This window comes from Cellulomonas sp. KRMCY2 (assembly GCF_000526515.1).
In the GTDB taxonomy this organism is placed as follows: Bacteria; Actinomycetota; Actinomycetes; order Actinomycetales; family Cellulomonadaceae; genus Actinotalea.
Genome location: NZ_JAGF01000001.1, coordinates 269,487 through 293,402, shown reverse-complemented (window position 1 = coordinate 293,402; position 23,916 = coordinate 269,487). Strand labels below are relative to the sequence as shown.

General features: G+C 68.7%; 25 protein-coding genes. 14 read left to right on the top strand and 11 right to left on the bottom strand.

The window, feature by feature from the left end:
• Position 1: 1 nt before the first annotated feature.
• The 5 genes from K415_RS23225 (at position 2) to K415_RS0101495 (ending at position 4,607) form a co-directional block, all read left to right on the top strand.
• Positions 2–1,291 (top strand): DUF4214 domain-containing protein, encoded by a 1,290-nt coding sequence (locus tag K415_RS23225; protein ID WP_081784832.1) that lies wholly within the window; start codon positions 2–4, stop codon positions 1,289–1,291.
• A gap of 72 nt (positions 1,292–1,363) precedes the next feature.
• Positions 1,364–1,663 (top strand): hypothetical protein, encoded by a 300-nt coding sequence (locus tag K415_RS0101510; protein ID WP_024285351.1) that lies wholly within the window; start codon positions 1,364–1,366, stop codon positions 1,661–1,663.
• A complete protein-coding gene (locus K415_RS0101505; protein WP_155859320.1) occupies positions 1,660–3,318 on the top strand; it encodes an alpha/beta hydrolase in 1,659 nt (552 codons plus the stop codon). The genes K415_RS0101510 and K415_RS0101505 overlap by 4 nt, the downstream gene beginning before the upstream one ends.
• Positions 3,319–3,473: 155 nt before the next feature.
• Positions 3,474–3,881 carry a hypothetical protein gene (locus K415_RS0101500; protein WP_155859319.1) on the top strand — a complete coding sequence of 136 codons (408 nt, stop codon included), beginning with the start codon at positions 3,474–3,476 and terminating at the stop codon, positions 3,879–3,881.
• 267 nt (positions 3,882–4,148) lie between these two features.
• Complete coding sequence (locus tag K415_RS0101495; protein ID WP_155859318.1) at positions 4,149–4,607, top strand: hypothetical protein; 459 nt, start codon at positions 4,149–4,151, stop codon at positions 4,605–4,607.
• A gap of 51 nt (positions 4,608–4,658) precedes the next feature.
• Here the strand turns inward: K415_RS0101495 and K415_RS0101490 are convergent, their stop codons facing one another.
• Positions 4,659–4,862 carry a hypothetical protein gene (locus tag K415_RS0101490; protein ID WP_024285347.1) on the bottom strand — a complete coding sequence of 68 codons (204 nt, stop codon included), beginning with the start codon at positions 4,860–4,862 and terminating at the stop codon, positions 4,659–4,661.
• A 116-nt stretch (positions 4,863–4,978) separates the two neighbouring features.
• Here K415_RS0101490 and K415_RS22400 point away from each other — a divergent pair, with 116 nt between their 5' ends.
• From K415_RS22400 to K415_RS0101465, 4 genes are all read left to right on the top strand, one after another.
• Positions 4,979–6,070, top strand: a complete 1,092-nt coding sequence (locus K415_RS22400) for a hypothetical protein (protein ID WP_024285346.1) — start codon at positions 4,979–4,981, stop codon at positions 6,068–6,070.
• A 182-nt stretch (positions 6,071–6,252) separates the two neighbouring features.
• On the top strand, positions 6,253–6,657 hold the full coding sequence (locus tag K415_RS0101480) for a hypothetical protein (RefSeq protein ID WP_155859317.1): 405 nt from the start codon (positions 6,253–6,255) through the stop codon (positions 6,655–6,657).
• 242 nt (positions 6,658–6,899) lie between these two features.
• Complete coding sequence (locus K415_RS0101475; RefSeq protein ID WP_024285344.1) at positions 6,900–7,211, top strand: hypothetical protein; 312 nt, start codon at positions 6,900–6,902, stop codon at positions 7,209–7,211.
• 87 nt (positions 7,212–7,298) lie between these two features.
• Complete coding sequence (locus K415_RS0101465) at positions 7,299–7,613, top strand: hypothetical protein (protein ID WP_024285343.1); 315 nt, start codon at positions 7,299–7,301, stop codon at positions 7,611–7,613.
• A gap of 66 nt (positions 7,614–7,679) precedes the next feature.
• Here K415_RS0101465 and K415_RS23745 read toward each other — a convergent pair whose 3' ends face one another.
• The 5 genes from K415_RS23745 to K415_RS24970 all read right to left on the bottom strand — a co-directional run bounded on the left by K415_RS23745 (position 7,680) and on the right by K415_RS24970 (position 16,349).
• Positions 7,680–7,856, bottom strand: coding sequence for a hypothetical protein (locus tag K415_RS23745; protein ID WP_155859316.1), 177 nt, complete (start codon positions 7,854–7,856; stop codon positions 7,680–7,682).
• A gap of 156 nt (positions 7,857–8,012) precedes the next feature.
• Entirely contained in the window at positions 8,013–8,141 is a 129-nt protein-coding gene (locus K415_RS24860) for a hypothetical protein (RefSeq protein WP_255347113.1), read from the bottom strand.
• Positions 8,142–8,308: 167 nt separating this feature from the next.
• The gene (locus tag K415_RS21265) at positions 8,309–9,325 is read right to left on the bottom strand and encodes a tyrosine-type recombinase/integrase (RefSeq protein ID WP_024285342.1); all 1,017 of its coding nucleotides are present in this window, start codon (positions 9,323–9,325) and stop codon (positions 8,309–8,311) included.
• Between the two features lie 701 nt (positions 9,326–10,026).
• Entirely contained in the window at positions 10,027–10,473 is a 447-nt protein-coding gene (locus K415_RS22395; protein ID WP_024285341.1) for a hypothetical protein, read from the bottom strand.
• A gap of 20 nt (positions 10,474–10,493) precedes the next feature.
• Positions 10,494–16,349, bottom strand: a complete 5,856-nt coding sequence (locus K415_RS24970) for an RHS repeat-associated core domain-containing protein (protein WP_304412745.1) — start codon at positions 16,347–16,349, stop codon at positions 10,494–10,496.
• Between the two features lie 583 nt (positions 16,350–16,932).
• Here K415_RS24970 and K415_RS0101430 point away from each other — a divergent pair.
• Positions 16,933–17,376 (top strand): hypothetical protein, encoded by a 444-nt coding sequence (locus tag K415_RS0101430; protein WP_024285339.1) that lies wholly within the window; start codon positions 16,933–16,935, stop codon positions 17,374–17,376.
• Between the two features lie 322 nt (positions 17,377–17,698).
• Here K415_RS0101430 and K415_RS21255 read toward each other — a convergent pair whose 3' ends face one another.
• Complete coding sequence (locus K415_RS21255; RefSeq protein WP_034660966.1) at positions 17,699–17,968, bottom strand: hypothetical protein; 270 nt, start codon at positions 17,966–17,968, stop codon at positions 17,699–17,701.
• A 213-nt stretch (positions 17,969–18,181) separates the two neighbouring features.
• Complete coding sequence (locus tag K415_RS0101420; protein WP_024285337.1) at positions 18,182–19,261, bottom strand: GIY-YIG nuclease family protein; 1,080 nt, start codon at positions 19,259–19,261, stop codon at positions 18,182–18,184.
• A 72-nt stretch (positions 19,262–19,333) separates the two neighbouring features.
• On the opposite strand from K415_RS0101420, the gene K415_RS0101415 reads away from it, so the two are divergent.
• Positions 19,334–20,692: a hypothetical protein gene (locus tag K415_RS0101415; RefSeq protein WP_024285336.1), complete on the top strand. Its 1,359-nt coding sequence runs from the start codon at positions 19,334–19,336 to the stop codon at positions 20,690–20,692.
• Between the two features lie 82 nt (positions 20,693–20,774).
• Here K415_RS0101415 and K415_RS0101410 read toward each other — a convergent pair whose 3' ends face one another.
• Positions 20,775–21,401, bottom strand: coding sequence for a hypothetical protein (locus tag K415_RS0101410; protein WP_024285335.1), 627 nt, complete (start codon positions 21,399–21,401; stop codon positions 20,775–20,777).
• A gap of 35 nt (positions 21,402–21,436) precedes the next feature.
• On the opposite strand from K415_RS0101410, the gene K415_RS23740 reads away from it, so the two are divergent.
• Complete coding sequence (locus K415_RS23740; protein WP_155859315.1) at positions 21,437–21,595, top strand: hypothetical protein; 159 nt, start codon at positions 21,437–21,439, stop codon at positions 21,593–21,595.
• A 37-nt stretch (positions 21,596–21,632) separates the two neighbouring features.
• On the opposite strand, the gene K415_RS21250 is transcribed toward K415_RS23740, so the two are convergent.
• Positions 21,633–21,977 (bottom strand): hypothetical protein, encoded by a 345-nt coding sequence (locus K415_RS21250; RefSeq protein WP_051480366.1) that lies wholly within the window; start codon positions 21,975–21,977, stop codon positions 21,633–21,635.
• A gap of 88 nt (positions 21,978–22,065) precedes the next feature.
• Between K415_RS21250 and K415_RS0101395 the strand changes: the two genes are divergently transcribed.
• The gene (locus tag K415_RS0101395) at positions 22,066–22,506 is read left to right on the top strand and encodes a hypothetical protein (protein ID WP_024285333.1); all 441 of its coding nucleotides are present in this window, start codon (positions 22,066–22,068) and stop codon (positions 22,504–22,506) included.
• A gap of 350 nt (positions 22,507–22,856) precedes the next feature.
• The gene (locus K415_RS0101385) at positions 22,857–23,354 is read left to right on the top strand and encodes a hypothetical protein (protein ID WP_155859314.1); all 498 of its coding nucleotides are present in this window, start codon (positions 22,857–22,859) and stop codon (positions 23,352–23,354) included.
• A 328-nt stretch (positions 23,355–23,682) separates the two neighbouring features.
• Here K415_RS0101385 and K415_RS0101375 read toward each other — a convergent pair whose 3' ends face one another.
• Positions 23,683–23,880, bottom strand: a complete 198-nt coding sequence (locus tag K415_RS0101375) for a hypothetical protein (RefSeq protein WP_024285329.1) — start codon at positions 23,878–23,880, stop codon at positions 23,683–23,685.
• Positions 23,881–23,916: the final 36 nt, after the last annotated feature.

Genomic DNA, 23,916 nt, shown 5'->3' with positions numbered 1-23,916 from the left:
CATGCGTCTGCGTCGCTGCGCGTTCCTGACCGTGGTTGCCTTCGTCGCGGGTGGTGCGGTGGCGATCGCCCCGCCGGCGGTCGCGGTGAGCTCGTCGGTCGCCGACCTGCTGCGGGCGGTGCCGGTCGAGGCTGAGAACACCACCACCTACGACCGCGCCTACTTCGAGCACTGGATCGACGCCGACGGCAACGGGTGCGATACCCGCCAGGAGGTGCTGGTCGCCGAGTCCACGGTGCCGGTCGTCCGCTCGGGCACCTGCACGGTGACCTCGGGCCGTTGGGAGTCCTGGTACGACGGTGGAGTGTGGACGGTTCCAGGCGATGTCGACATCGACCACATGGTGCCGTTGTCGGAGGCGTGGGACTCCGGTGCGAACGCCTGGACCGCCGAGCAGCGGCGCGACTACGCCAACGACCTGACCATCGGCGCCTCGCTGGTGGCGGTCACCGACAACATCAACCAATCCAAGGGCGAGAAGGACCCGGCCCAGTGGCTGCCCCCGAGCAGCGGAGCCACGTGCCGGTACATCAGCGACTGGGTCGTGGTGAAGTACCGGTGGAACCTGACCGCCGACCAGGCCGAGGTCGACGCCCTCAACACCCTGCTTGCTGGCCCGTGTGCTGGTGCGACCGCCGAGGTGCCGCCGCGGGCGAGCACACCGTCGAGTACCGCGGCGATCGCCGCGTACGTGACCAAGGTCTACCGCGACCTGTTCGACCGTGACCCCGACCCGGCCGGCCTGGCGGGCTGGACCACGGCCCTGGCCCAGGGCACGGCCTACGGTGAGGTCGCCAACGGGATCACCTACAGCCGCGAGTTCCGCGCCAGCCTGATCCGGTCCTCCTACCAGCGGTACCTCGGCCGTGAACCCGACGCCGCCGGCCTCGAAGGCTGGCTGCAGGAGATGGACCGTGGCCTGCACATCGAACAGATGCAGGCCGGGTTCATCGCCTCCCCGGAGTTCTACGCCAAGGCCGGCTCCGATCCGCGCCAGTGGGTCATCGACCTGTATGCGACCGTCCTGGACCGCGCGCCTGCGGAAGCCGAGATCACCTACTGGGTGGAGCGGCTGGCCAACGGTGCGAACCGCTGGACCGTCGCGATCGGGTTCCTGTACTCCACCGAGCACCTGACCAGCGTCGTGGACGGGTACTACCTCGACCTGCTCCGCCGCAACATCGACCCGTCGGGGACTATCACCTGGGTCGGGGCCATCCAGAGCGGCGCACGCGACGAGCAGATCATCGCCAGCATCGTCTCCAGCGCCGAGTACCGGGGCAACGTCTAGCCCCAGCCGTCCTGTGGACTGCCCACCGGCGCGGCGGTCCACATGGAAGGATGCGCACAAAGGGGGCATGTGATGCGGGTTGACCTGGCACGGCTGCGCACCGCAGGTGTGGACGCGACCGACACCGGTGCGCGTCTTCGCCAGCTCGACGCCGAGACCCCGCTGACGTCTGCTGCGGGTGCGACCAGTGGTGGCGACCTTGCCGTGGCTCTGGCCGAGATCCGCGCCCAGGTCTCCGACCGGCTCAACGCGGCTGCGACCGCTGTTGCCTCCTGGGGTGAGGCCGCTGACGCGTCCGCCAGGTCGTACACCGAGACCGACACCCATGCCAGCGACCAGGTCGGCCGGCCGGGGCGACCAGCGTGGCGATGACCGCGCCGCTGTTGCGCTCGTGGCGGCCTGGTGCGTTGGAGGTGTCCTCCGGGGACATTGAGGCGATCCGCCGCACGGTGGACACCGCCACCGGTGAGTTCACTGACGTGACGGCCCTGACCCGCAACGGTGTCTGGGAAGGTGACGCGGCCGACGCGGCCGCAGCGAACGCCCGCACGACCCTGCGCCGGCTCGATGTGCTCAACGAAGCCCTCGGGATGCTGCGCCGGTCACTGGTGGCCGCCGCCGACGCACTGACCGCGGCCAAAGCTCTGCTTGATCGGGCCGACGACCTCGCCGGTCAGTACGGGATGCGTGTCAGCACCCAGGGGTACGTCACCTTCCGTGGTGACCGCGCCCAGGAACCAGACGCCTACCGGGCAGCGAAGGACGCTGAACGGTTCGCCCAGGAGGCGATCCGGGCCGCGTGGGAGGCCGACCGGGACGCCGCCCACGCCGTTCGTTCGATCTTCACCGCCGCCGCCGACGGGAGCACCTCCGACCCCACCGACCGGGCCTTGGTCACCGAGATCGCCCTGCGGGACATCCCTGCGGCTGACGCCCACCCGCGTTTCGTCGCAGCATGGTGGACGAGCCTGTCCGCAACCGCCCGGGCCTTGCTCATCGCTCGTCACCCCGAACGGATCGGCAACCTCGACGGGGTGCCCGTTGCCGCCCGGGACCGCGCGAACCGGTCGGTACTGACCACGACGATCAGCGGGCTCGCCGCCACCCTCACGGGCCTGCAAGCCCGCCTCGACGCCCTGGGGCCGATCACCGGGCGCGCCGGCCCGTCGTCACCCCACGTCCAGATCGCCCAGCAGATGGCGGACGCCCGCGAGCAGTTGACGATGCTCGAAGCAGTCCGCGACGAGCTCGGCAACGGCGCAGGTGACTACCACCTGATGCTGCTCGACACCGAGCTGCCGGGCAGAGCCGCAATTGCGATCGGGGACGTCGCCACCGCCGACCACATCGCGGTCCTTGTCCCAGGCATGGGCTCCCACGTGACCAACTACATGCACACCATCACTGAGAACGCGGCACGCGTTGAGCACACAGCCAGTGCCATCAGCGCTGCGGGCGGCGGCTCGGGCACCGTTGCGACGATCGCATGGATCGGGTACCACGCCCCCATGGACATTGACGTGCTCTCGGACCACGCCGCGCGTCAGGGCGCCCCGGCACTCGCCTCGACCCTGTGGGGCATCCGTGAGTCACGCGTGGTCAGCGGGGACGCGCCACACGTGACCGCGGTGACCCATTCCTACGGCTCTCTGGTCGGAGGGCTCACCGCACGAACAGACGCACCGATGGACGACTGGGTGCTCATCGGCTCACCAGGGGTCGGTGCGGAGACGGTCGGCGAGATGGGCCGGAGCGAGGACCACGTCTTCGTCGGCACGGCTGACGGTGACCTCGTCGGGTTGTCCGGGAACTTCAGCCGCCGGCCGGACAGTGACTACTTCGGGGCAACTCAGTTCCAGACTGACGGCGGCAGCCACCCCCTGGCGGAGGCGGTCACCCTCGAAGCGGAGGGGCACTCGGAGTACTACGGGCAGAACACTGAGAGCTTGTGGAACATCTCATCGGTCATCACAGGGCATCCTGAGGCTGTGACCGTCGAACCGAACGCCGGAGAGGATCAGCCGTGATCGACAACGCCACCGATCAGACCGCGGCGGGTCCACCGCCAGGTCCAAAGGACCGGAGGCGACGGGTACTGACCTGGGTTGTCGTCGGTGTGGTCGCTGTTGCTGGTGTGGCGGGGATCGTCGCGGTCAACGAGCGGAACGAGAGGAATGATCGCGTGCAGGCTGAGCGTGACGCTCTGGAGTCATCGGCGTGGGAGAACCGCCTGGCCATGGACGAGGTCATCGTGGAGAGCGCCACGCTGGCGGGCATCAGCAGCGAGCTGTTGGCCGAACGTGAGGCACCCCTGTCCTGTCGTCGCAACGACGGCCGAGACGGCGTGAGCTACTTCCTGCACTCTGTCGAAGACGGACCGGTCGCAGACCCAACAGCCACCCTGGACACGGTCGAGCAGCTCTGGCGTGACAAGGGCTACACCATCACCCGTGGAACTGCCGGTGGTGCCGAGGCCCTGGCCGCAACCACACCCGACGGTGCCACCCTGCAGATGTTCGCCGGCCCCGGAGGCACCGGAATCATCGGCGAAACAGGCTGCGCCCTGATCGACGGCGGACCCGACTCCTGACTAGCCGTCACCCGTCGAAGGCGACGCGTGCGTCGAAGATGCTCGGTGCGGGTGTGCGAGCTGGAGCGGGTAGCGCGCTAGCGTGCTGACCTGCGGAAACGCAGATGTCGGGCCTTGCGGACCGTCCCGTCGGGTGCCAGTCTCAGCGGCATGGACGAGGGCGGCGGCGGCGGGGACGCGGAGATCGCGGTGTCAGCACACGATGGCGTCCGAACAGTCTTCGGTTCTGCGGTGCCCACCGCAGCAGTGCTCCCTACGGGTGGCACGGTGAGCTTGCGCCTGCTGACCTCGGCACTGCCGGTCGTCCTGCCCCCCGAGCTTGTGGTCGAGCTCTTCGCGCTTGGGCTGGCGACTCCCGAGCCCGACCGGTCGGGATGGGTTCCGATCGGCGAGCTCGACGTCGAGGTGCCCGCCGCGGAGGTCGCCGCAACGCCGGGCAGCGACCTCGCGCTCCAGGCGGTGCGGCGTGGCGTCGAGCGGGCGCTTCACGAGGCGCTCACCCGGGCCCGTGAGGACCCCGACGAACCCGCCCACCGGGTGCGGGTCACCGCCAACGTGAGCCGCCCAGGCGGTACCCGGTGGCTCGAGGTCAGCATCCCCGAGATGGACGGCCACACCCAGGCAGCGACACGCGCAACGGTGCCACAGGCGGTGCGGGAGTACGTGGCCGTGACTCTCGGGATCGACCCGGATCTGGTCGACGTCGACGTGCACCCCGGCACCTAAGCGGTTTCGAACCAGCCGACCGCGAGGGCGTCGAGCATCGCGTCCACGGCTTCACTGGCACTGAGGCGGGCGGGGGTCGATCCGGGCCGCCCATGCGAGCCGCTGTTCGATGCTCACCGCACCCCGCACCAGTTCGGCAGCGGCCTGCTGCTCGTAGTGCTCCCAGACGTTCAGCGGCTGGCCGTCGTCGGCTGGTTCGGGAGGGCGGCCCCACCGCGCCGCAGCCCGGTCACGGGCACTCAGGGGGGTGGTCATGCCTCACGGTAGCGGCGGGGTACGAGATGCGCCCCACCGCGTCGGGTAGCACCCTAGCGTGCTGACCTGCGGAAACATCCTCGCTGAATGTCGGGTGCCGGTGCGACGATGAGAGCGTGACGAGCGACAACGAGGGAAAGCGGCGGTTCGGGCGGGGGCCGCACGTGCCCGGCGACGCCGACGCCCCCCTGCCGGCGGAGGAGCTTGCCGCCTGGGAGGGGGACGACGTCGCCCAGGCCCAGCGGGACGCGCTCCACACGGTCGCCCACGCCGGGCACCTGGACGACCTCCGCGCGCTGACAGCGGGCCGGAAGCTCCGCGAGGCGCTCGCCCGCGTCGGGCCGTTGGACCCCGACATCGAGGCGGACATCGCCGCTGCTCTCTCGCTGCTGCGGCAGCCCCCGCAGCCGACTGTGGCCGGCTGGACTCGCGATCAACGCCGGAGCTGGTGGCTAGCGGCTGCGGTGGCTGGGCGGATCGCGGCCGACCCTGTGCGTGCGCGCGTGGTTGCCCGCCGCAACCTGACGACGATGCGCTCTACGGGCGGCACGCACGGCCCAACGGCCGGCCTTGACGCCTGGGCAGCCCTGCTGGACGGGCCGCTCGAGGAACTCATCGCGATGCTCACTGGCACTACGGAGAGGTGCCGCGATCTGCGCCAGCTGAGCCCGTTCGCGGGCCTCCTGAGCGAGGACGAGCGCCGCGTCGTGCTCGCACAGTTCCGTGCTGCCGCCGCCGGCGAACTGCCGCTCCCTGACCCGCTAGATGCTGACCTCGAGGGGGAAGAGCCGCCGGACCCGCTTGCCGCGCTCGTGGCGGCGGGGCTGGTCGCACCTTCCCAGGCACCGCGTCGCGCACCTAAGCGTGACCGGCCGCTCGGCGGGGAGGCCGAGGTCGACGCCTACCGGGCGTGGGAGCGAGAGTCCGCCGAGGACGGGCTGCCACTGCCGCCCCGGTCCCTGCCGGACCCCCGCCGGGCGACGGAGCTCGCCGCAGCTTTCTGTGTCCCTGACGGGCCGGGGCGGACGGTGGTGGTCACCCCCGCCGACGACACCGCGATCGCGGCCGTCGAGCGCCGGTTGGCCGAACTCGAGGCGGCAGCGGCGAGGGACGATGCGCGGGCGGCGCTTTTCGATCTCCACGGTCTGGGCGAGCTAACGGCCGCCATCCGTGAGCTTATCGAGATCCTGCGCCGGCCCCAGCCCTGACCCCGACGCGGAGTGGACCCGAGTAGGTCCACCTTCCAGACACCTGAGAGGTGTCTGGAAGGTGAACCCGGCCCGGTGCGGAGCATCGACCGGGCGGTGCGGTGATGTCGGTTAGCACGCACGCGTAATAGGCCGCTGACCAGGGCGGACGCATGTCCGCGGCTCGTGGGAGGGTGCCACACATGAGCACCCCCGCCCCCACTCCTGCCCCTGTCACCGAGTTGGACCTCGCCGACGCGACGGGCGTCTGGGCGATCCGCAGCGAGAGCGTGACCGTGTACTACATCGACGCCGACCATGACTTGCTGCTGCGGCAGCCCGGCTCCGGCTCGACCCGCGGAGCGTGGGACGGGTGCTGGGTGCCGATGGTGCACCTGACTCGCGACGACGGGGCCGTGGGGGTTGTCGGTGTCGGTCACCGGCATCACTGGAGGACCGACCCCGAGCCCGCAACCTCGACCAACCATCGCTGCTGGGTTCAGCGGCGCTGCACCGCGATCGAACCGGTGCCGGCCGATGCGGTGCCTGTGGGCCGGGAGCCGGACCCGAACGAGTCGTGGAAGGTCTACCGCCGCCCCGGCGGCTGAGTCAGGCACCTCGATGAGCGCCGGCAGCCACCAACGCGTCGGCGGCCCTCACCACCACCTCTCAGGGCAACGCCTAGCACACCTGTGTGCTGAAACCCGCAGTTGTATAGACTGCCTTGCGGGACTTCTTGGAAGCCGGCGCCCTCTCCGCACCCGAATCGGGACCTAAGTCCTGAAGAGAGTGTCTATACAGCGGGTAGAGTGAGAGCAACGGAACGACCGAATCGATCAAGGAGCAAGACGTGATCAGCACGCAGATCCCCCCCTGTACCGGGTTCCCGGTCACCGACAGCGATGTACTGGCGCACGCCAGAGCGATCGCCCGCGACCTCGAGCGGCGCGGACACCCGATCAGGGTCCCCTCCGAGAACATCGAGCTTCCCGCGGTTGACGCCCGGTTCGTTCAGTCCGCGCACCGCATGCCCCCACGGATGCTGATGCGTGCGCGCCTTCGAGCGAACATGGAGGGCAGGGAGGTCACCGACGTGATCGTGGCTGCACTGACCGCCTACGCCGCCGGCCCCGTCGGTGACGCCACGACCTTCGAGCGCTAACTCCCTTCGGGCGCCCACACCACACCGGCCCTGACAGCCACCACCAGGAGGCACTCCCAGCCGCAGGACACGAAAGGACGCACGCCAATGAGCACCCCCGTTGCACCGCTGACTCCCGCGGACCGCCTCGCCGCCGACGGCGCACACGATCAGGCTGAGCGTGCCGCACTTGCGATCGTCGTCGCTGCTGACGCCGCCTACCGGGACGGGATGGCCGTTGGTGAGCTCCGCAGGGCACCCCGCACCCCTGAGCGGGCTCGGCGCCGCCAGGTCTACTACCAGGCGATCCACGAAGCGGTTCACGGGGCCGGGGTGAAGCCGGCTCGGGTCGCAAGAATCCTCGGGCTCCCACGGTCGCAAGTGACCGCCATCGCCGGCCCGGGCCAGCTCACGCTGCCCTGACTGGGGCGACATCTCCAGCGCACCCGTGCACGGCCATCGAACGGGTCCCAGCGAATCGTGGCGGGTCTACGCCGGACCGGGGACGTCCTCGGTGGTGAGGGCTCGCCCGAGCTGGACGTGCATGCGCGCCTGGATCACAACGAGCCGCTCGGCGCGGGCCTGGGCTTCCGCCGCTCGCAGCGACGCCTCACGAATGGACCGGTCCTCGTCGTCGAAGGCGAACCCAACGGTCTTGGCATCCACGGGGCGATCGTAGCTCGCCGGCCCTCCCGCTCCGTGGTGGGCTATCCCCCCAGGAGGGCCAGCGCGACACCGAGCGCGTGCGCGGCCCGACGCCTGAGTCAGTCGAGCCCGAACATGCCAAGGACGGCCCCTCCGATTGGCGCGTTTCACACGTTCCTAGGGCAGTTCGACCGGTGCCCATGTCTCGAGCTCGGCCACGACGGCAGCAGCCTCGAGCACCCCGATGGGGCCGACCACCAACGCTGTGGTGCTCCCCGGCGCGGCGGGGGCCGGGTCAGAGCTCATCGAGTTCTCCCAGCGCCCGCAGGATCGCGAGCTCATCCGTGCGGCCCCATCCCGCACGGACTGGTGGGCGATCCCATGGCGAGGGTGTGGCGGGTGCGGGCCGTGGGGTGGCGGGCGCGGCGGTCACAGGTTCCAGGCCCAGATGCTGCGCAAGGGTCAACACGGGATCACAGCCCGAGGTCGTTCGCGGTGGAGTCGTGCAGCACCTCAGCGGGCCTGATGTAGCCGGCGAGGGTTTCCAGGCGGACGTGGCGGGTGGTGCGCGCGAGGCGGACCACGTCGACCTTCGCTTCGGCGGCCTGGGTCGCGTGACCCGCGCGCAGAGAGTGGCCCGTGACATGGAGGGCTTCGTCTTCCAGGCCGGCTGCTCGTGCCCGCTCGATGAGGATCTCCGAGATCGCCGCCCCGGACAGCCCCTGGTCCATGACTTTCGTGGCCCGGCGCCCGATCCGCTGGAACAGCGGGTCGGCACCTTCGATGCTCGCGGCCGCGATCCACGCGCGTAGGGCACCGACCGGGTCAGTCTCGGGGTGCTGACCGCGGGGCAAGCCCACGGGCACCCCAGCGCCTTCCTGGTCAGCCTTGGACTTGCGCAGGGTGACGACGGCACCACGAGCCTTGAAGTCGAGGTCGCCGACAGTCAGCGCCGCGAGCTCGGAGCGGCGCATCGCACCAGCGAAGCCCGTGAGGATGATCGCCGCGTCACGCTTCCCGCGCAGGGTTGACCGGTCGATCTGCGCCAGCACCCGGCGAATCTCCGCAGTAGTGAGGGCGTGCGCGCGACGCTTGGGAGCGATGCCGTACTTCTGCCTGGCACCCTTCATGACCTGGCGGACCCCGCGCGCGGCCGTCGGGTCGGATTGGCCCGCGTCGAGGTGCTCCTTGGACACCGCGGCGAGGTCCTTGGTGATCGTGGACATCGCGATGCCGCTCCCTGCCCGCTCCTTGATCCACACCCCGAGGACGGCCGCATGCTCCGGCGTGGTGCACCACGGCTCGTGCCCACGTGCGGTGCACCACGCCGTCCAGGTCCGCCAGCTCGAGGCGTAAGCGCGCTTCGTGCCATCGGAGACAGCCCTCGCAGCAAGCTCGAGAATCTCGTCGGCCTCCTCGCGGCTGATCGTCGGAGTGCCGAGCAGCACGACGTCGGCCGGGTCGACCGCGATGAGCTCTGTGCTGGTCATCGTTCCCTCTGCCTTCTCGGAGCGGCGGGTCGCTCCATCTGCTCTTGAACCTAGCCGGCAACACCGACACAGCCAACGAGTACACAGCCAATGAGAAGGAGCATTTTCGAGGGGTGAGGGTCTCCGACGCGCAACTGTCCGACGGGCCACGCAACCGCAAGGGACGGCACCGTTCACCGCTCTCGACGGCTCTGGGTGAACCGGAGGTCACTCTGACCCTCCCGAAACGGCCCGGATCGAGACGTCACTCCTCCCACGGGTTTTGGTCCCAGTGGGGGTCGTGCCACTTGTCCTCAGGATGGAAACGCCACTCCCCGCCCTCAGGGTCCCATCAGGAGCGCGGAACGTTCGCTTGCGAACCCTCTCGCCACTCCCAGGTCTCGGGGTTGAAGCCAGGCGGCCTCGCCGACTCGCGCGCGGCCCTGGGCAGGTTGGCGAGGGCCCCCTCTGCCGCGGTGGCCTCCGCTCCCGTGTTTGCGGCAACACCGGTAGCCACCACCGATCCGGCCCGCGCAGGGTCGTTCCCTAGCCGCTGACCTGCGGCGATGTCGGTCGCGGGCCTGACGGTGTTGATCAAGATCGGCGTTGAGGCCCGGCGCGGTTTCCGGCTGCGGGCGGGACAGCCGCAACGGTGATGCCGGCCAAGACCACGGCGAGTCCGAGGAAGGCAGCGAGCAGCAAAACGAGGTGGCGGCGGCGGCTCACGGAGACAACAGTCGGGTTTCGTACGATGCCGGGATATCGCCGGAAGCCAGATGTGAGCCAAATAGCTCGCAGACCTCGCCAAAGTCCAGGACCTCGTTCTGCCGAACAGTCGTCTTGTTCTCCGCCCAATCGATGGTTTCAGTCCGAACGGTCGACGTTTCGTCACGTGTCGGCCGCCCGATGACCTCTTGTCTGGGACTGCCGTCGGCGCTGAGTCGACGAACCTCACAGGTGAAGCGACCGGCGACGCCCCCTGCGCACTGGATGTACTCCCCGGGTCCCGAATCAAGGTCTAGTAGGTCAAACGGCACCCCGTCGGGTAGTCGCCAGAGCAGGAGCGCGAACCTGCTCTTGCCGTCGAGCAGGGCTAGGCGCGCGCTGAGCTCTTCTTGGATTGACCTACCCGACATGGGCTTCAGCACGGTCGTGATCCGGCCGTTCATGGTGACTGCATGAGCCGCTGTCATGGGACACGCACCAAGTCCGTGGAGGTGATCTCAATGGGTTGCCCGTCTAGCGTCGCACGCGCTACTGCGCCTCCGTTGACGGTGCTATCGAACGCCCGCTGGCTGGCGCTGAGCGAGGCGCCTCCGCTCTTGACCTCTATACCGGCATACGTTCCGTCGGCGTTCCTGACGAGACCGTCGTAGTAGCGGCCCGGACCACCTTCAGACAAGGTCGCCCTGACCTGGTTTCGGATGACAGTCTGCCCTGTGGCGAGTTCGTACTCCGACAGTCCGATCGCCTCCGCCTCGGCACCGTAGCCTCCCGCACCGGTGAAGCGACCGAGAGCATCGCGCCCTGCGACCGACCCTCCGGACTCTGCGGCAACCGCTGAGGAGTCGGCCCTCGCAGTCTTCGCTGCAGCACCAGCCGCCGCCGCGGCGTCGGCGGCGCACGCCCGGCCCAACAGCGAGACGAACACCATCCCAGCGGCCTGCCCTGCAGCATAAGTGGCGAGCAACTTCCCGCCGCGCGCTAGCTGACACGCCTGGTATCCCTTGTCGGGACATGGTGGCAGGCACCCCTCTTGTTCTGAGCAGACCTGCATGTGCTGTTGCCGGTTGACCGCCTCGATGTTGATGCGGCTCATCTCGTCGTAGCCGATCTCGGCCCTTTGATCGTGCGTCAAGCTGCCGTGGAGCGCGAGGTACCCGGTGTCGTCCAACGCCCTGGCCATGCCATTGAGCAGGGGGATCAAGTTGCGGCCGTTGCAGTCGCCGCTGTCCATCGGGCCGCATGCGACCAGTCCGGTGGGGTCGATGAAGGCGAGTGGGTTGTTGTTGCCGTACTGGTACGGCTGCCGGGTCTGGTTGACCAGCGGGTCGATCGAGAGGAACTGGCCGGTGACGGGGTTGTAGTCGCGGGCGCGCATGTCATACAGGCCCGACGCACTGTCCTTGTACTGGCCGGCGAAGCCGATCGCTCCGATGGGTGTCGCCGTGCTTAGGGGGTTGCCGAACGCGTCAACGGCTTGAGTCTTGGCGCCCGTCGTCGAACCCGTGGTGGCGATCGAGGCCACGGTGTTGCTGAAGGGGTCGGTGAGAAGCCAGCTGGAGTCGTTGCCGGCGGTGACGGCGTAGGGAGACCCCGTGGTGGAGGTGGGGTCGGGGAGCCAGCTGGTGGTCATGGCGTCGGCGGCGTTGTACTCCCCGATGCGCGTGGGGAGGCCGGTGAGGTCGTCCCAGGCCCAGGTGGTGTCGATCGCGTTGTTGGTGGTGCGGGCGGTGCGGTTGCCGATCGGGTCGTAGGAGTAGCCGATGGTGCGGTTGTCCTCGAGCTTGATGGTCTTGATCTCGTCGGCGAGGTCGGTGGTGTAGGTGCGGGTTCCGGCCGTCGTGGTGGTGGTGGCGATGGCGCCGTCGCGGGTCCAGGTGTTGGTCGTGTTGGTGGTGGTGCCGACCTTGAGGGTGAGGAGCTGGTCGGCGGCGTCGTAGCCGTAGGTGGTGGTGGTGGTCTGCGGCGTCGTGCCGGACAGGCGGGTCACGGCGGTGGACTTGCGGACCCCGGCGGTGTCGTAGGTGTAGGCAGTCTTGGATGAGGTGCTGGTGCAGGTCGTGCCGGTAGTCGGGCTGCACTCGGCCGTGAGCCACCCGTTGGCGTCGTAGGTGTAAAGGTTCGTCGTTGCCGGGGTTGTGCCGGTCGCGGGGTTGAGGAACGTGCTGGTGACCTGCGTTGGATACCCGCGGGGGTCCCGGGCGAGCTGGTAGTCGGCGACGAGAGTGGACCCGGCCTTGTGGTTCAAGGCCGATAGCTGTCCGGCTCGGTCGTAGGTGTAGGTGCTGACCGTGGGTGCTGCCCCGGCGCGGGTGACGCTGGTGGTGTTGCCGGCAGGGTCGTAGCCCAGAGTGATCGCCGGGACGGCGGGAGTGCCGGCGGGGTTAACGGTCGTCAGCTGTCCGGCGGTGTTGTAGGCGTAGGCGACGGTCTGTCCGGTCGACCAGGTGGCGCCTGCGATCCGCCCGGAAGGGGTGTAGGTGTAGGTCGCTGTCGTCGGGCGAGGGCCAGTCCGCGCCAGCGCGGTGGGTCGTCCGGCGTCGTCGTAGGTGTACTCAATGGTGGCCGCGCCAAGGGCGTCGGCCGCGCGGGTCAGGACGTCAGGTCGCCCGGCTGGCGTGTAGGTGTACGTCAAGTCGGGGGTGGTGTCGCTGTAGTCGACACCGGTGAGCCGGCCAGCGCGGTCGTAGCGGTAGGTCAGCATGGAATCGCCGACCGTCGTGGTGGCCGTGCCGGAGGGCTTGGTGGACGTCGCCAGTGCCCCCGACGCGTCGTAGGTCATCGCGGTGACTCGTCCGAGCGGGTTCGTCGTGGTCAGCGTGTTGCCCGCGGCGTCGTAGGTGTACTTGGTGAGCCGGCCGCGCGGGTCGGTCACCTGGGTGAGGTCGTTGTTCGCGTTGTAGGTGTACTTGGTGATGGCCCCGGACGGACCGGTGACCTGCGTAGCCCGCCCGATCTTGTCGTAGGCGGTGGTCGTCACCTTCCCCGCAGGGTCGGTCACGGTCAGTGGCCGGCCGAGAGTGTCGTAGGTGGTGCTGATGATGCGCCCAAGCTGGTCGGTGCTGGTGACGGGTCGACCGTTCGCGTCGTAGGTGACTGTCGACGTGTAGTTGGCCGGGACGGCGCCGGGCACGTTGCCGCGAGGGTCGGTCGTGGTGGTGTGGTTGCCGTCGGCGTCGTAGGTGAAGGTGGTGCGGTCTTCGGTGTAGCCGGGGACTGGCGTCGTGGTCGAGCGGTCGACGGCCACGCTGGCGAGCTGTCCCGCAAGGTCATAGGAGTAGCGGGTGCTCACGCCGTCACTGTCGAGCGCCTTCAGGACGTGACTCATCGCGTCGTACGTCGTGGTGTGGGTGCCGCCGGCCCCGTTGATGGTGGCGGTGACATTGCCCAGCGGGTCGTAGGTGGTGGTCTCCGTGATGCCGTCGGGGTCGGTGACGCTGATCAGCTGCCCCAGGGGGTCGTAGGTGTACTGGGTGATCGCATCGAGGGAATCCCTCACAGCGACGAGCTGGCCCAGGGAGTCGTAGGTGTTGGCCGTGAGGCGGCCCAGTGGGTCGGTGGTGGTGAACAGTCGGCCGCTGTCGTCGTAGCGGAAGGTGGTGACCTTCCCCCGCGCGTCGGTCGACGTGGCAACGCGGCCGGCCGTGTCGTAACTCTGCTTGATGACCCGCCCCGAGGAGTACGTGGTCTGCAGCAGGCGGTCGGCCATGTCGTAGGTGTAGGACTCCCACCGCGCCGCCGCGTCGGTCGTCTTCGTCAGCCGACCAGCGGCGTCGTAGACGTTGGTCGTGACACCGCCCAGCGGGTCAGTGGTCGTCAGGAGCCGTCCGGCGGCGTCATAGGTGTATGACGTGACCTCCCCCTTGGGAGTTGTCGACGTCAGGACGCGGTGGGCCGCGTCGTACGTGTAGGACGTGACTCGGCCCAGTGGGCTGGTGCTCGACGTCAGGTCGCCCTTGGCGTTGTATGCGTACGCCGTGACTCGCCCGAGGGGGTCGGTGAGGCTGGCAAGCAGATCTGCCGGCACTCCGCCGGCGCCGGTCGTGTACGCGTATCGCGTCACCCCGCCGTCGGCCGCCGTCACCGTCTGCAGCAGGCCACTGACCGTGTACGTGTAGGACGTGAGGTTGCCGGCGGGGTCGGTGTAGGTCGTGATGTGGTTGGCATCGTCGTACGTCCACGTCTCGACGTAGTCCAAAGGTGATGGCGCGGTGCGCCTGATGAGGTTGTCGCGGGCGTCGTACTCGCTCGCGAACACCTGCCCGAGCGGGTCCACGGTCATGGCCGGAGCGTTGTCCGCCGAGTAGAAGACCTCGCTGGCGTTCCCCTCACCGTCGACCTGCTTGACGAGGTTGTGGCCGCTGTAGACGTACTGCCGCGAGCGACCGCTCGGGTCGGTGACCGTCGTCGCTGTGGTCTGAGCTCCCGTGTGGTACGCGAAGGTGGTCTTCGCACCCATCTCGTCGAGCTGGCTGATCACCCGGCCGGAGGTGTCGAACTCACTGCGCGCACTGACGTAGCCCAGCGGGTCGGTGATCTGGGAGAGAAGCCCCGCCGCGGTGTACGCGAACGTCGTGATCTTGCCGTCAACGCCGGTGACACCGGTCAGGAGCTTGGTGCCGCCGGTCACCGTGTAGACGTAGGACACCGAGCGCTCGTCCGAGCTCTTGACGGATGCGATCCGCGCGTCAGCGCCGGTGCCCGCGTCCCACGTGATGCTCAAGGTCTGGCCAAGGCTGTCGGTGATCGAGGTCAAAACCGCCCCCGCGTACCCGAGGGCCAACCCGCGACCGCGCTCGTCCGCGAGAGCGACCAGGCGCCCCGTGCCGTCGAACGTCATGGTGGAGCCAGACAGCGCACGCGCTACGTGCGTGCCGCCGGCACCGGCTGAGAGCGTCGCGGAGACAGCCGGGTCCACCGGCGTGTACCCGCCTTCGACCGCAGCGAAGCGGGTCTGGGTACCTGAACCATCGCGCAGCACCAGCTCACCGGCTGCGTTCGGTGTCAGGCTGGCGCCATACGCGAACGACCATCCCGGCCCGAACGGACCGGTAGAAGTGTCCAGCGAGTTGTACGTCCGCGACCAGTCCACCGGCGCCCCGACCGAGACGACAGACAGGTCGGAGAAGCGCTCGACGAGCCCCCCGGTGGCGGTGTTCACCGGGTCAGCCGCAAGAACCTGGTTCCCGCTCGAGTGTCCTGCGAAGCAGTCGCACCCAAAGGTCTGACCTAGCGACAGCGCCTGAGGAGCTGGCCAACCGGCGATAACAGCAAGCCCGACATCACCCGAGATGGAGCTCACTTCCCCGACCCCGGTCACCTGGACCGGCGTACCGGAGCTCTCGACGCTCCCGTTGCCGAGAGCACCATGCGCGCCCTCACCCCAAGTCCACACCGTCCCGTCGGCAAGCAGAGCTTGCGCGTTCTGGTTTCCGATGGTCGCCCCGATGGCTGTGGCGGCGCCGAGCCCGATCACCTGGGACGGAACGAGGCTGCTCGCGCCGCTGCCGCCGCCCACGGATCCGTTGCCGAGGGCGCCCGCCTCGCTATACCCCCACGCCCACACCGTGCCGTCACTACGCAATGCGTAAGCGGTCAGGTAGGCGGCCGCGATCGCCGTCACGTCCGTCAAGCCGGTGACCTGGGTCGGGACCAGGACCGTTCCGTCTTCCCAGGTCCCGTGCCCGCCCTGGCCCATGCTGTTCTCGCCCCACGCCCACACGGTGCCATCCGACCGCAACGCGTACGACGTTCCGCCAGTCGTCGCGATCGCTGTCACGTCGGTCACGCCAGCCACCTGGACCGGGACATTGCTCTGGGGCATCGTCGTGTAGTCGACGCCCAACTGCCCGCTCGAATTCCATCCCCAGGCCCACACGGTGCCGTCAGAACGCAGCGCCAGCGCCGACTCGTACCCCCCAGCGATCGCAACGACATCCGCCAGGGAAGTGATCAGTTGAGGCGACGCCTCGCGGTAGCCGTGGCCGAGCCCGAGTTGCCCGTGGTAGTTGTAGCCCCACGACCACACTCGCCCATCCGAGGTCAGCGCGTATCCCGAGGTGGAAGCGGCAGCTACAGCGACAACGCCGCTGAGCCCACCGATCTGAACGGGTGCCGTCTTGTTGACTTCGTTCCCGATTCCCAGCTGACCCTGCCCGTTGTACCCCCATGCCCAAGCCGTGCCATCGGAGCGCGCAGCGTACGTGGAGTAGTACCCCTTGGCGACACTGGTCACGCCGGTCATCCCCGGCACCTCGGCGGGAGTCAGTCTGTCGACGGTCGTGCCGTCCCCGACCTGCCCTAATACGTTGTACCCCCACATCACCAGCTGACCACTGCGTGGAGGCGCGGCAGCTGTCGCCACAGACATGGCGCGCGGTGCGACCAACGGCACCACACTCGGCGGTACCGGCACGGGGCTGGCCAGAGACGAGAGCGTCGGCACGGTAGCCGACTGGACGGCGTCGCCGCGCGGCGACGCCGACGCCGGCGCGAGCCCGACCAGAACAAGAGCAGAGCTGAGCAGGTAGACAAGAACACCACGGCGCGCGCGCAAGACGATCCCCCATCGTCAGGGAAGCCGTGCCGGCCACCTCATCGCTGATCGTAGGGACTGAGCGGGTACCGCGAAGGGGAAACGGCTCACCCATCACCCAACCGGACGAATAGAGCTGTACCTGTGTGCGGAACGCAAGGGCGCAATGAAGGGTGCGACCCCTCGAAGAGGCAGCGCATCGGCAAGGACGCATCGTGTGCAGCGGGCGATCCTGACGCGCGCGGGCCCCCGCTCTGAGTTGAGGCGTGCGACAGCCACCCGTCAGCGCTGGCCTCGCCTTCGACCTGCCGTCGCCAGCAGCGGCGAGGCAGACTCTGAGTACACGCGCCGCTCGTGGCACGCTGAGCCGATGGAGCCCCTGAGCATCGACGACCTGGTGGCCGCTGGTCGGCTCGAAGCACCAGCCCCCGCAACCCTGGCGCGCCTGAGCGTCGAGGTCGCACGGCAGCACATCCGCGCGGTCAGCCTCCTTGAGCATCCCGTGCCCGCTCTGGCGATGTGCGCGGTTGCGGGCCGGCGGGCACTCGTCGCAGCCGCAGCCCATCGCGGTTTCGCGGTGGTCGTCCGCGAGCCCGTCCGGGAGAGCGAGCTCGAGGAGGCGCTCCTGGTGGCGGCGACCGGGGCATCGCCTGCGCTCGATGAGCTCATCCCGGTCTGGCAGCAGCTCGTGCTCGACGCGGAAGCGGCCGGCATCACCAAGGAGGTCACCGAGGACGACGTGGCGGCCGCCACCGCGCTGGCGGAGTCCATGATCGACATCGCGATCGCCATGGTGGACGGAGACACCCCGTGACCGTGGCCGTCGTGATCGAGGCGCGCCTTGCCCCCCGCCGCCGGCCCCTGACACCGGCTCAGATCGCCAGGGTGCGCGCCATGCAGGACCGGATCGACCGAGAAGTGCGCGAGAGCCTCGCGCGGGGCCGTTCCCATGACGGAGGCTCCGCAGGTGCACCCGCGGAGCCCTCGCCCTAGCCAAACGCGGAGACCTGCCCGCGCCTTCAACTGCCCACCGTAGCCGTGGGCGTCCCGGACCTGTGGTCGACGGGGCCAACGTGGTCACGCGGCGAGTCCGGCGGCCATGATCGAGGGCTCACCCGGGCTGCAAGAGGGACGGTTCAGTCGTTGCTTGCGTTCGGCCCCCACGACGCCTGGCGGTGCAGGACCGCCACGTGTCGACCGTCCTGGTCGAACCACCCTGTGTAGACCAAGCCGCGCGCAGTCAGTAATGGCGCGACGAAATCCAGGCCCCGGAGCTCGAAGCTGCCGGTGCCGTCCCAAGCCGTAGTGAGTCGCTCCACCACTTCACCCGTTGAGGACTCAAGGGCAAGCATCCAGACCCCGTCATGCTCGTAGACGCTGGCACCTGTGGTTGCAGCGTGGTCCATGCAGCGGAGGTTAGCCCTACCGAGCGAACGAACCTACACAGGCATGGCGGTGGTTCCCCATCTGCCAGCGCTGAGGCCCCCTCCGGCGCGAAGCAGACCCTGCGGACGCTGCACGCGGACATCACGACCCGCTTCGGGACGGCTCCTGTCGCACCCCGAGATGTCCCATCCCTCGATGAGACGCGGTCCGTCTCGAGTCTGTCGAGCTGGTTGTCAGGGCAACAGCAGTCGGCAGCCTGAGATGTGGTTCGCGAGAGCCTGCACGCCGGTGCGCGCCTCTCGATCCTCGACGAGGCAGCGGCCGAGCGCCGGATGGTCGAGCAAGGGCTGCCCGAGCGGGAATCCCCACCGGTTCATGTCGGGGAAGTACTCGACCTTGGCGGTCCTGTCGATCTCCCACGCGTATCGCACGGTGGTACCGCCGCTGCCGGGTATCGCCAACAGAAGGTCGGTAGGCATCGTGTCCGGGTCGTCGAGCCACTTGCGGACGGTGGACCGCGCGAACGGCCAGTAGCGTGCGGCCCGTTCGCGGGCTTCGTGGTCCGACCACGGCTGGTCGGGGTCGTACCCGCGCCGGGTGAACTCGGACTCGGGCAGGACGTCGGAACCCAAGAGAGTGATCCGGTCAGCCACATCGACCAGGCCGCTGGGCATGCTGCTGGCCGGCAGGTGGGGGTGGCTGCCTCCGGGCAGGGTGTCGGAGCTGCCCTTGACGAGGACCGTCGGGCGGGGGATGACACCGCCGGCGCGCCAGTCAACCCGCACGGACGTCGACGCCTGCAGCGCCCGCGCGACGGACCGGATCTCGTACGCAGGTTCGTCCTTGACAGGCGCGGGCGTGACCGTGGCGGGTTCCGGACCGCCCAGGGACTGCGGCATGCCGGTCACCGCCATGCCCGCGCTCTGACCGTGTCCGGGGGTCGCGTTCGTCAGCGGGTCGAGACCGTGCGCCGAAAGGAGGCGTCCGATCAGCTCCATCGCGAGGGTTTCTGTCTTATAGGCGTCGTCCTCGTTCACGAGCCCGGACACGAGCGTGATCGCGGGGATTGTCTCGCCGGAGCCAAGTAGCCACTGAATCCGCTCGGACTTCGACCCCGACATCGGGATTGCCGTGAGTGTGTGCTTGAGTGCGTTCCGTTCGTCGTTGACGTGCTGGTCGGCGCGGTCCTTGGTGCCCTTGCCGACGTAGATGACGCTCAGCAGCTGGCTGCCTGTCTGCCGGTAGGTTGCCGGGTCGATCAGCGCATAGACGTACCAGCGCCCGCCGTCGTAGGAGACCGCCGCATTGCCCATGATCGGATCATCTCAGGTCCAAGGTCGCGAGATGGCGCGGCTACGGCGTGTTGCGGGGGTACCGTCGCCAGCGTGAGCGAAGCACCGCACCCGCGTGTCTTGTTCGAGGACGTGCCCGACGACGTGTTCAGCGAACTTGCTCCGCTCGTCGGGACGGCGATCCAGATCGGGAACGACGACCCGATCCATGCATCGGACTGGGACCTGCTCGTCACGTTCTCGTGGGACGCAGGGAGCCGCGAAGGCGCGCTGCACATCCTGAGTTTCGGTGCCGAGCATCTCGACCTCGTCTACAAGGGCAGTCACGGAAGCGCCCTGCGGAAGGCGAACACGACTCACGCGCGCGGCGGCGACGTCGCGCATGGCGTCGCGCCAGACCTCGCAGGACTGGTGCGTCGCACGGTCGTCGAGCGAATCAGTCCGGACGAGAGGACCACTTGGATGGTCTCGTGGGGCGATCCGTTCTCGGGCCCCGACGACATTGACATGACGGACGACCTTGACGGTGCGTGCGAGCCGCTGGTCCACGTCGGCGAGGAGCGGTTCGTGTACGCCCTGCATCGCCCGCGCGACCCCCGGCGGGAGCACCCGACGCTGTGCTGGGCGCTACCCGCCGAGACGGCGGGTCATCGCGAGTGGCTCCTGTACGTGCTCGACCAGTTGCGCGTCTACGACCCTGACAAGTTCCCATCCGACCCGTCATGGCAGACCCGCGAGACGTGGGCACCACCGCCGCTCGGCGTGGTCATGCGACGCCGCGCGGACCTCGAAGTCGACTGGGCCGCTGCACAAACGGTGTTCGAAGAGAAGCGGCGTGAGCTCGCCGAAGAGGTCGAGTCGCAAGTTCGCGTGGCAGCTGCCGGTGTGTGGCGACTGCTGACGGCGCAGGGCGACGACCTGATCGCGGCCGTGACGGATGCCCTCAGGGACCTCGGGTTCGATGTCCGAGACATGGATGGCCACCACGATGCCAAGACCGGCGCGAAGCTCGAAGACCTTCGAGTCAGCGACTCCGACGACCATGCCTGGGAGTGCCTCGTCGAGGTCAAGGGCTACACCAAGGGTGCGAAGGTCAACGACGTCCAGCAGATCACCGGACGCCCGTCAGTCCACTACGCCGCCGAAGAGGGGCGCCCGCCGAGCAGCGTGTGGCACGTGGTGAACAGCTTCCTCGGCACGGACCCCTCAAGCAGGCCACCCGCGATTCCCTCGGACCTTGACCTCAACCCCCTCACCACGGCAGACGGGGCACTGATCGACACCCGCGACCTCTACCTGGCGTGGCGAGATGTAGCCACCGGAACGGTCACCGCCGCGGAGGTGCGGGAGTCACTGCGACAGGCCGTGACCCGATGGCGACGGCCCGTGGCTGGGTCGGACGCGAACCCCGCCGCCCCAGCAGGCGACGAGGATGCTGGCACCGATGCGTGAACTCGCATGGGACTCGACGTGCTCAGGAACGGCGGTCGAGCGAGGGCACGCGCCCGGGGATAGGTCGTGGCAGCGGGGGTTCCTACATGTACTCGTCCGGGTCGGGCATGGCGTCGTACCCTGCCTCGATGGGATCTAGGACCACTCTGAGCAAGTCGAACTGGTCGTCAAGATGCTCGCGCAAGTGGTGGAAGTCGACCCGCTCCTGGGTGTCTGGTAGGTAGCCGGTGTAGCGGAACGCCATCCCGCTCTTGTCGGCCTCGTGAAACGCGAGGATCAGTCTCTCGACGCTCTCGGGGAACGGCTGCGAGGGTTCGATCGCGGAGTAGTGCTTCTGTAGTTCGTTCAGGACCTTGTGGAGCACGTGTCCATGGCTGGCCTTCAGTCGCTCCTCTACGGAGGCGGCGTTGACCTCCACGCCATACTCGCGCTCGTAGTAGCGCCGCCAAGCAGCGAGCTGGCGGACCATCGACTTCAACTGCAACTCGAACGCATGCCGATACAGCATCAGGTACGGGATGAGGATCGTGTCGTCGATCGCTTCGCCCCGGAAGCTCGCGGCGAGCCTCTTGGCCGCCTCGTGGTACGCGAACGCGTAGTCCGAGTCCGTCCGGTACGGGTACCGGATGATCAGCCGGTTGTAGTCCGTCGCTGGGTGCTCATCCAACAGGCGGATCGGCTTCGGCTCATCCGCCCTCGGCTTCCTCACGCGACGACCCTAGCGACGCCCGCCTTGGGATGTCAGTGGCGCTTGAGACCCTGGCAGTGACGCCCGCAGAGGAGGCGATCATGATGGGCAAACCTTCGAAGACAGCACTCTCCAAGGCTGGTGCGACGCTCGCGTCCGACGGCTCGAGCAAAGCCGCGAAGTCCAAGGCCGGCGCGACACTCGGCAAGGGCTGAGAACGCTGCGGTGCCCCGCCCAGAGACCCGTGCGGCGCTAGGCCGAGCGAACCTGGTTGTTCACCTTCGCGGCAAACTCCCGCGCCTTGGCCTGCTCCTTCCGATCCACCTCGAGCGTCCAGAAGAAGTCCGGGCCCTCGACTGTCAGGTAGGACTCGCCCCCGGACTTCTTCTTGGCGGCCAACGCGAAGATGCCGATGGCCAGCAGCCGGGTGGCCGTGACTCGCTGCTGGATCTCAGAGCCCGCCTCGACGCGAGCGGACACGCCGGTCAGGGGGAACTCATCCTTGCCGTGCTGTACCCGATCTCGGTAGAGGACGATCTGGTCCTTGAACCCGAAGGTCGCCATCGGCGCTTTGGCTGCCCACTCCTTGAGACCCATGGGTCGGAGCGTAGCCCGGTCCCCAACTGGCCGAGTGCGCGGCAACGAGAGCTCCCCGGTCGCGCGCCGCTCGTGGCACGCTTAGCTGATGGAGCCTCTGAGCGTCGACGCCCTGGTGGCTGCTGGGCGGCTCGAAGCACCAGCCCCCGCAGGCATGGCGCGCCGTTCGCTGGTCCTTGCGCGCGAGGGCATCCGCGCCGTGAGCCTCCTTGAGAGCCCCGTCCCGGCCCTGTGGGCGTGCGCGTCCGCGGGCCGGCGGGCACTCGTCGCGGTCGCGGCGCACCAGGGCTATGCCGTGGTGGTCAGCGAGACAGCACGGGAGGCAAAGCTTGACGACGTGCTCCTGGCGGCGACCGGGGCATCGCCTGAGCTCGATGGGCTGGTCCCTGCCTGGCAGCAGTTGGTAGTCGATGCGGAAGAGGCCGGCATCACCGTGGAGGTCGCCTGGGACGACGTGGAGGCCGCCGTCCAGCTCGCGGAGTCCATGATCGACCTCGCGATCGCTCTGGTGGACGGAGCCGCACAGTGACCGTCGTCATTAAGGTGCGCCTTGCCCGCCCCCGCCGCCGGCCGCTGACCCCGGCGCAGGTCGCGCGGGTGCGGGCCCTACAGGTCCGCATCGACCGGGAGGTCGCCGCCGCCCTCGCCGCGAAGGGGGAGCAGCGGGGCCCCAGCCGGTGCTGCTATTGCAAAGGCAGCCGGTAGCACGCCAGAGTGCTATTCCCAAGAGTGCGCTAGCACGCTCGTGTGCTATTTCTGTGCGGCTCTGACCTGCACATTCACTCATTCGAGTGAGATTGTGAGAATGTGGGCCCCGATCCCTTATGTGCGAGAAATCGCGCCGATAGGATGGATGTATAGACAGGCAGCATCCGATCCATGAAGGGCAGTCCAATGAGTGCACCCGCGGCCGTCAAGATCATCACCGTCACCAACGACGAGGGCGAGATCATCGCCCGCACCCTCACCATCGAGACCTCGACGGAAACCGTCGCCGAGATTGCACTCCCCACGGTCGAGGCCGACAGCACCGACGCCCTGGCGGCCCTCGCCGACCCCTATGCCGAGTACTCGGGTTACACCATCGGCGAGGAGCTCTCCGACCACACCGGCGACGGGGTCACGTGGACCACGTGGGAGGCATACGTCACGGACAGCGGTCAGGGCGAGGTCCACCAGGACCGCGGGCAGGTCGTGGACGGCCTGCGGACCATGGCCGGTGACTACGCCGAGAGCTTCGACTACGACGAGATCGTCAACGACTGCTTCGAGGTCCGGTACGACCAGTCGGGTAGCGCCCGCTGGGTGCAGATCGTCACGGCCGACGAGCTCAGCGCCGCGATGGAGCGGCACGACCTCACCGCCGAGAACGACTGATGACCACCCCGGCGGTCACAGCGGCGCGCCGCGATCTCGCCCACGCTGAGCTCGTCGCAGCGGCATGGGTGGAGTACACGGCCGCTGCGGGTGGACGGCGACCTACTCGGTGGACCCCATCCGCCGCGCGTGACCAGTGGGTCGCGACCGTTCACCAGGTCCACACCGAACGTGGCGGGGGGTGGGGTGCGCGGGCGTTCATCGCTCGTGCTGCCGGCGTCCACCACGAAACGATCGCCCGCGCACTCAAGCACGACACACCCTGACCCTTTACAACGAAGCCCCGCCGGCTGAGCAGCGGGGCTTCGGGTCGACCAGGGGCGGAGGGTCAGATCAGGGCGACGGCCGCCACGTAGGCAGCGAGGGCGGCGGCGGCGTACTGCCCCCACCTGACCCACCGGCCCACCACGGCGACCTGGACGGCGGTCAGGCCCTCGGCCGGGACCGGGGCACCCGTGAGGATGCACCAGGCGACCGTCTGGGTGGCAGACGGTTCGGTCATGGTTGCGGTTGCGGTCATGGTCATGATCGGTCTCCTTCGGGTGCGATTCCAGCGGTGGAG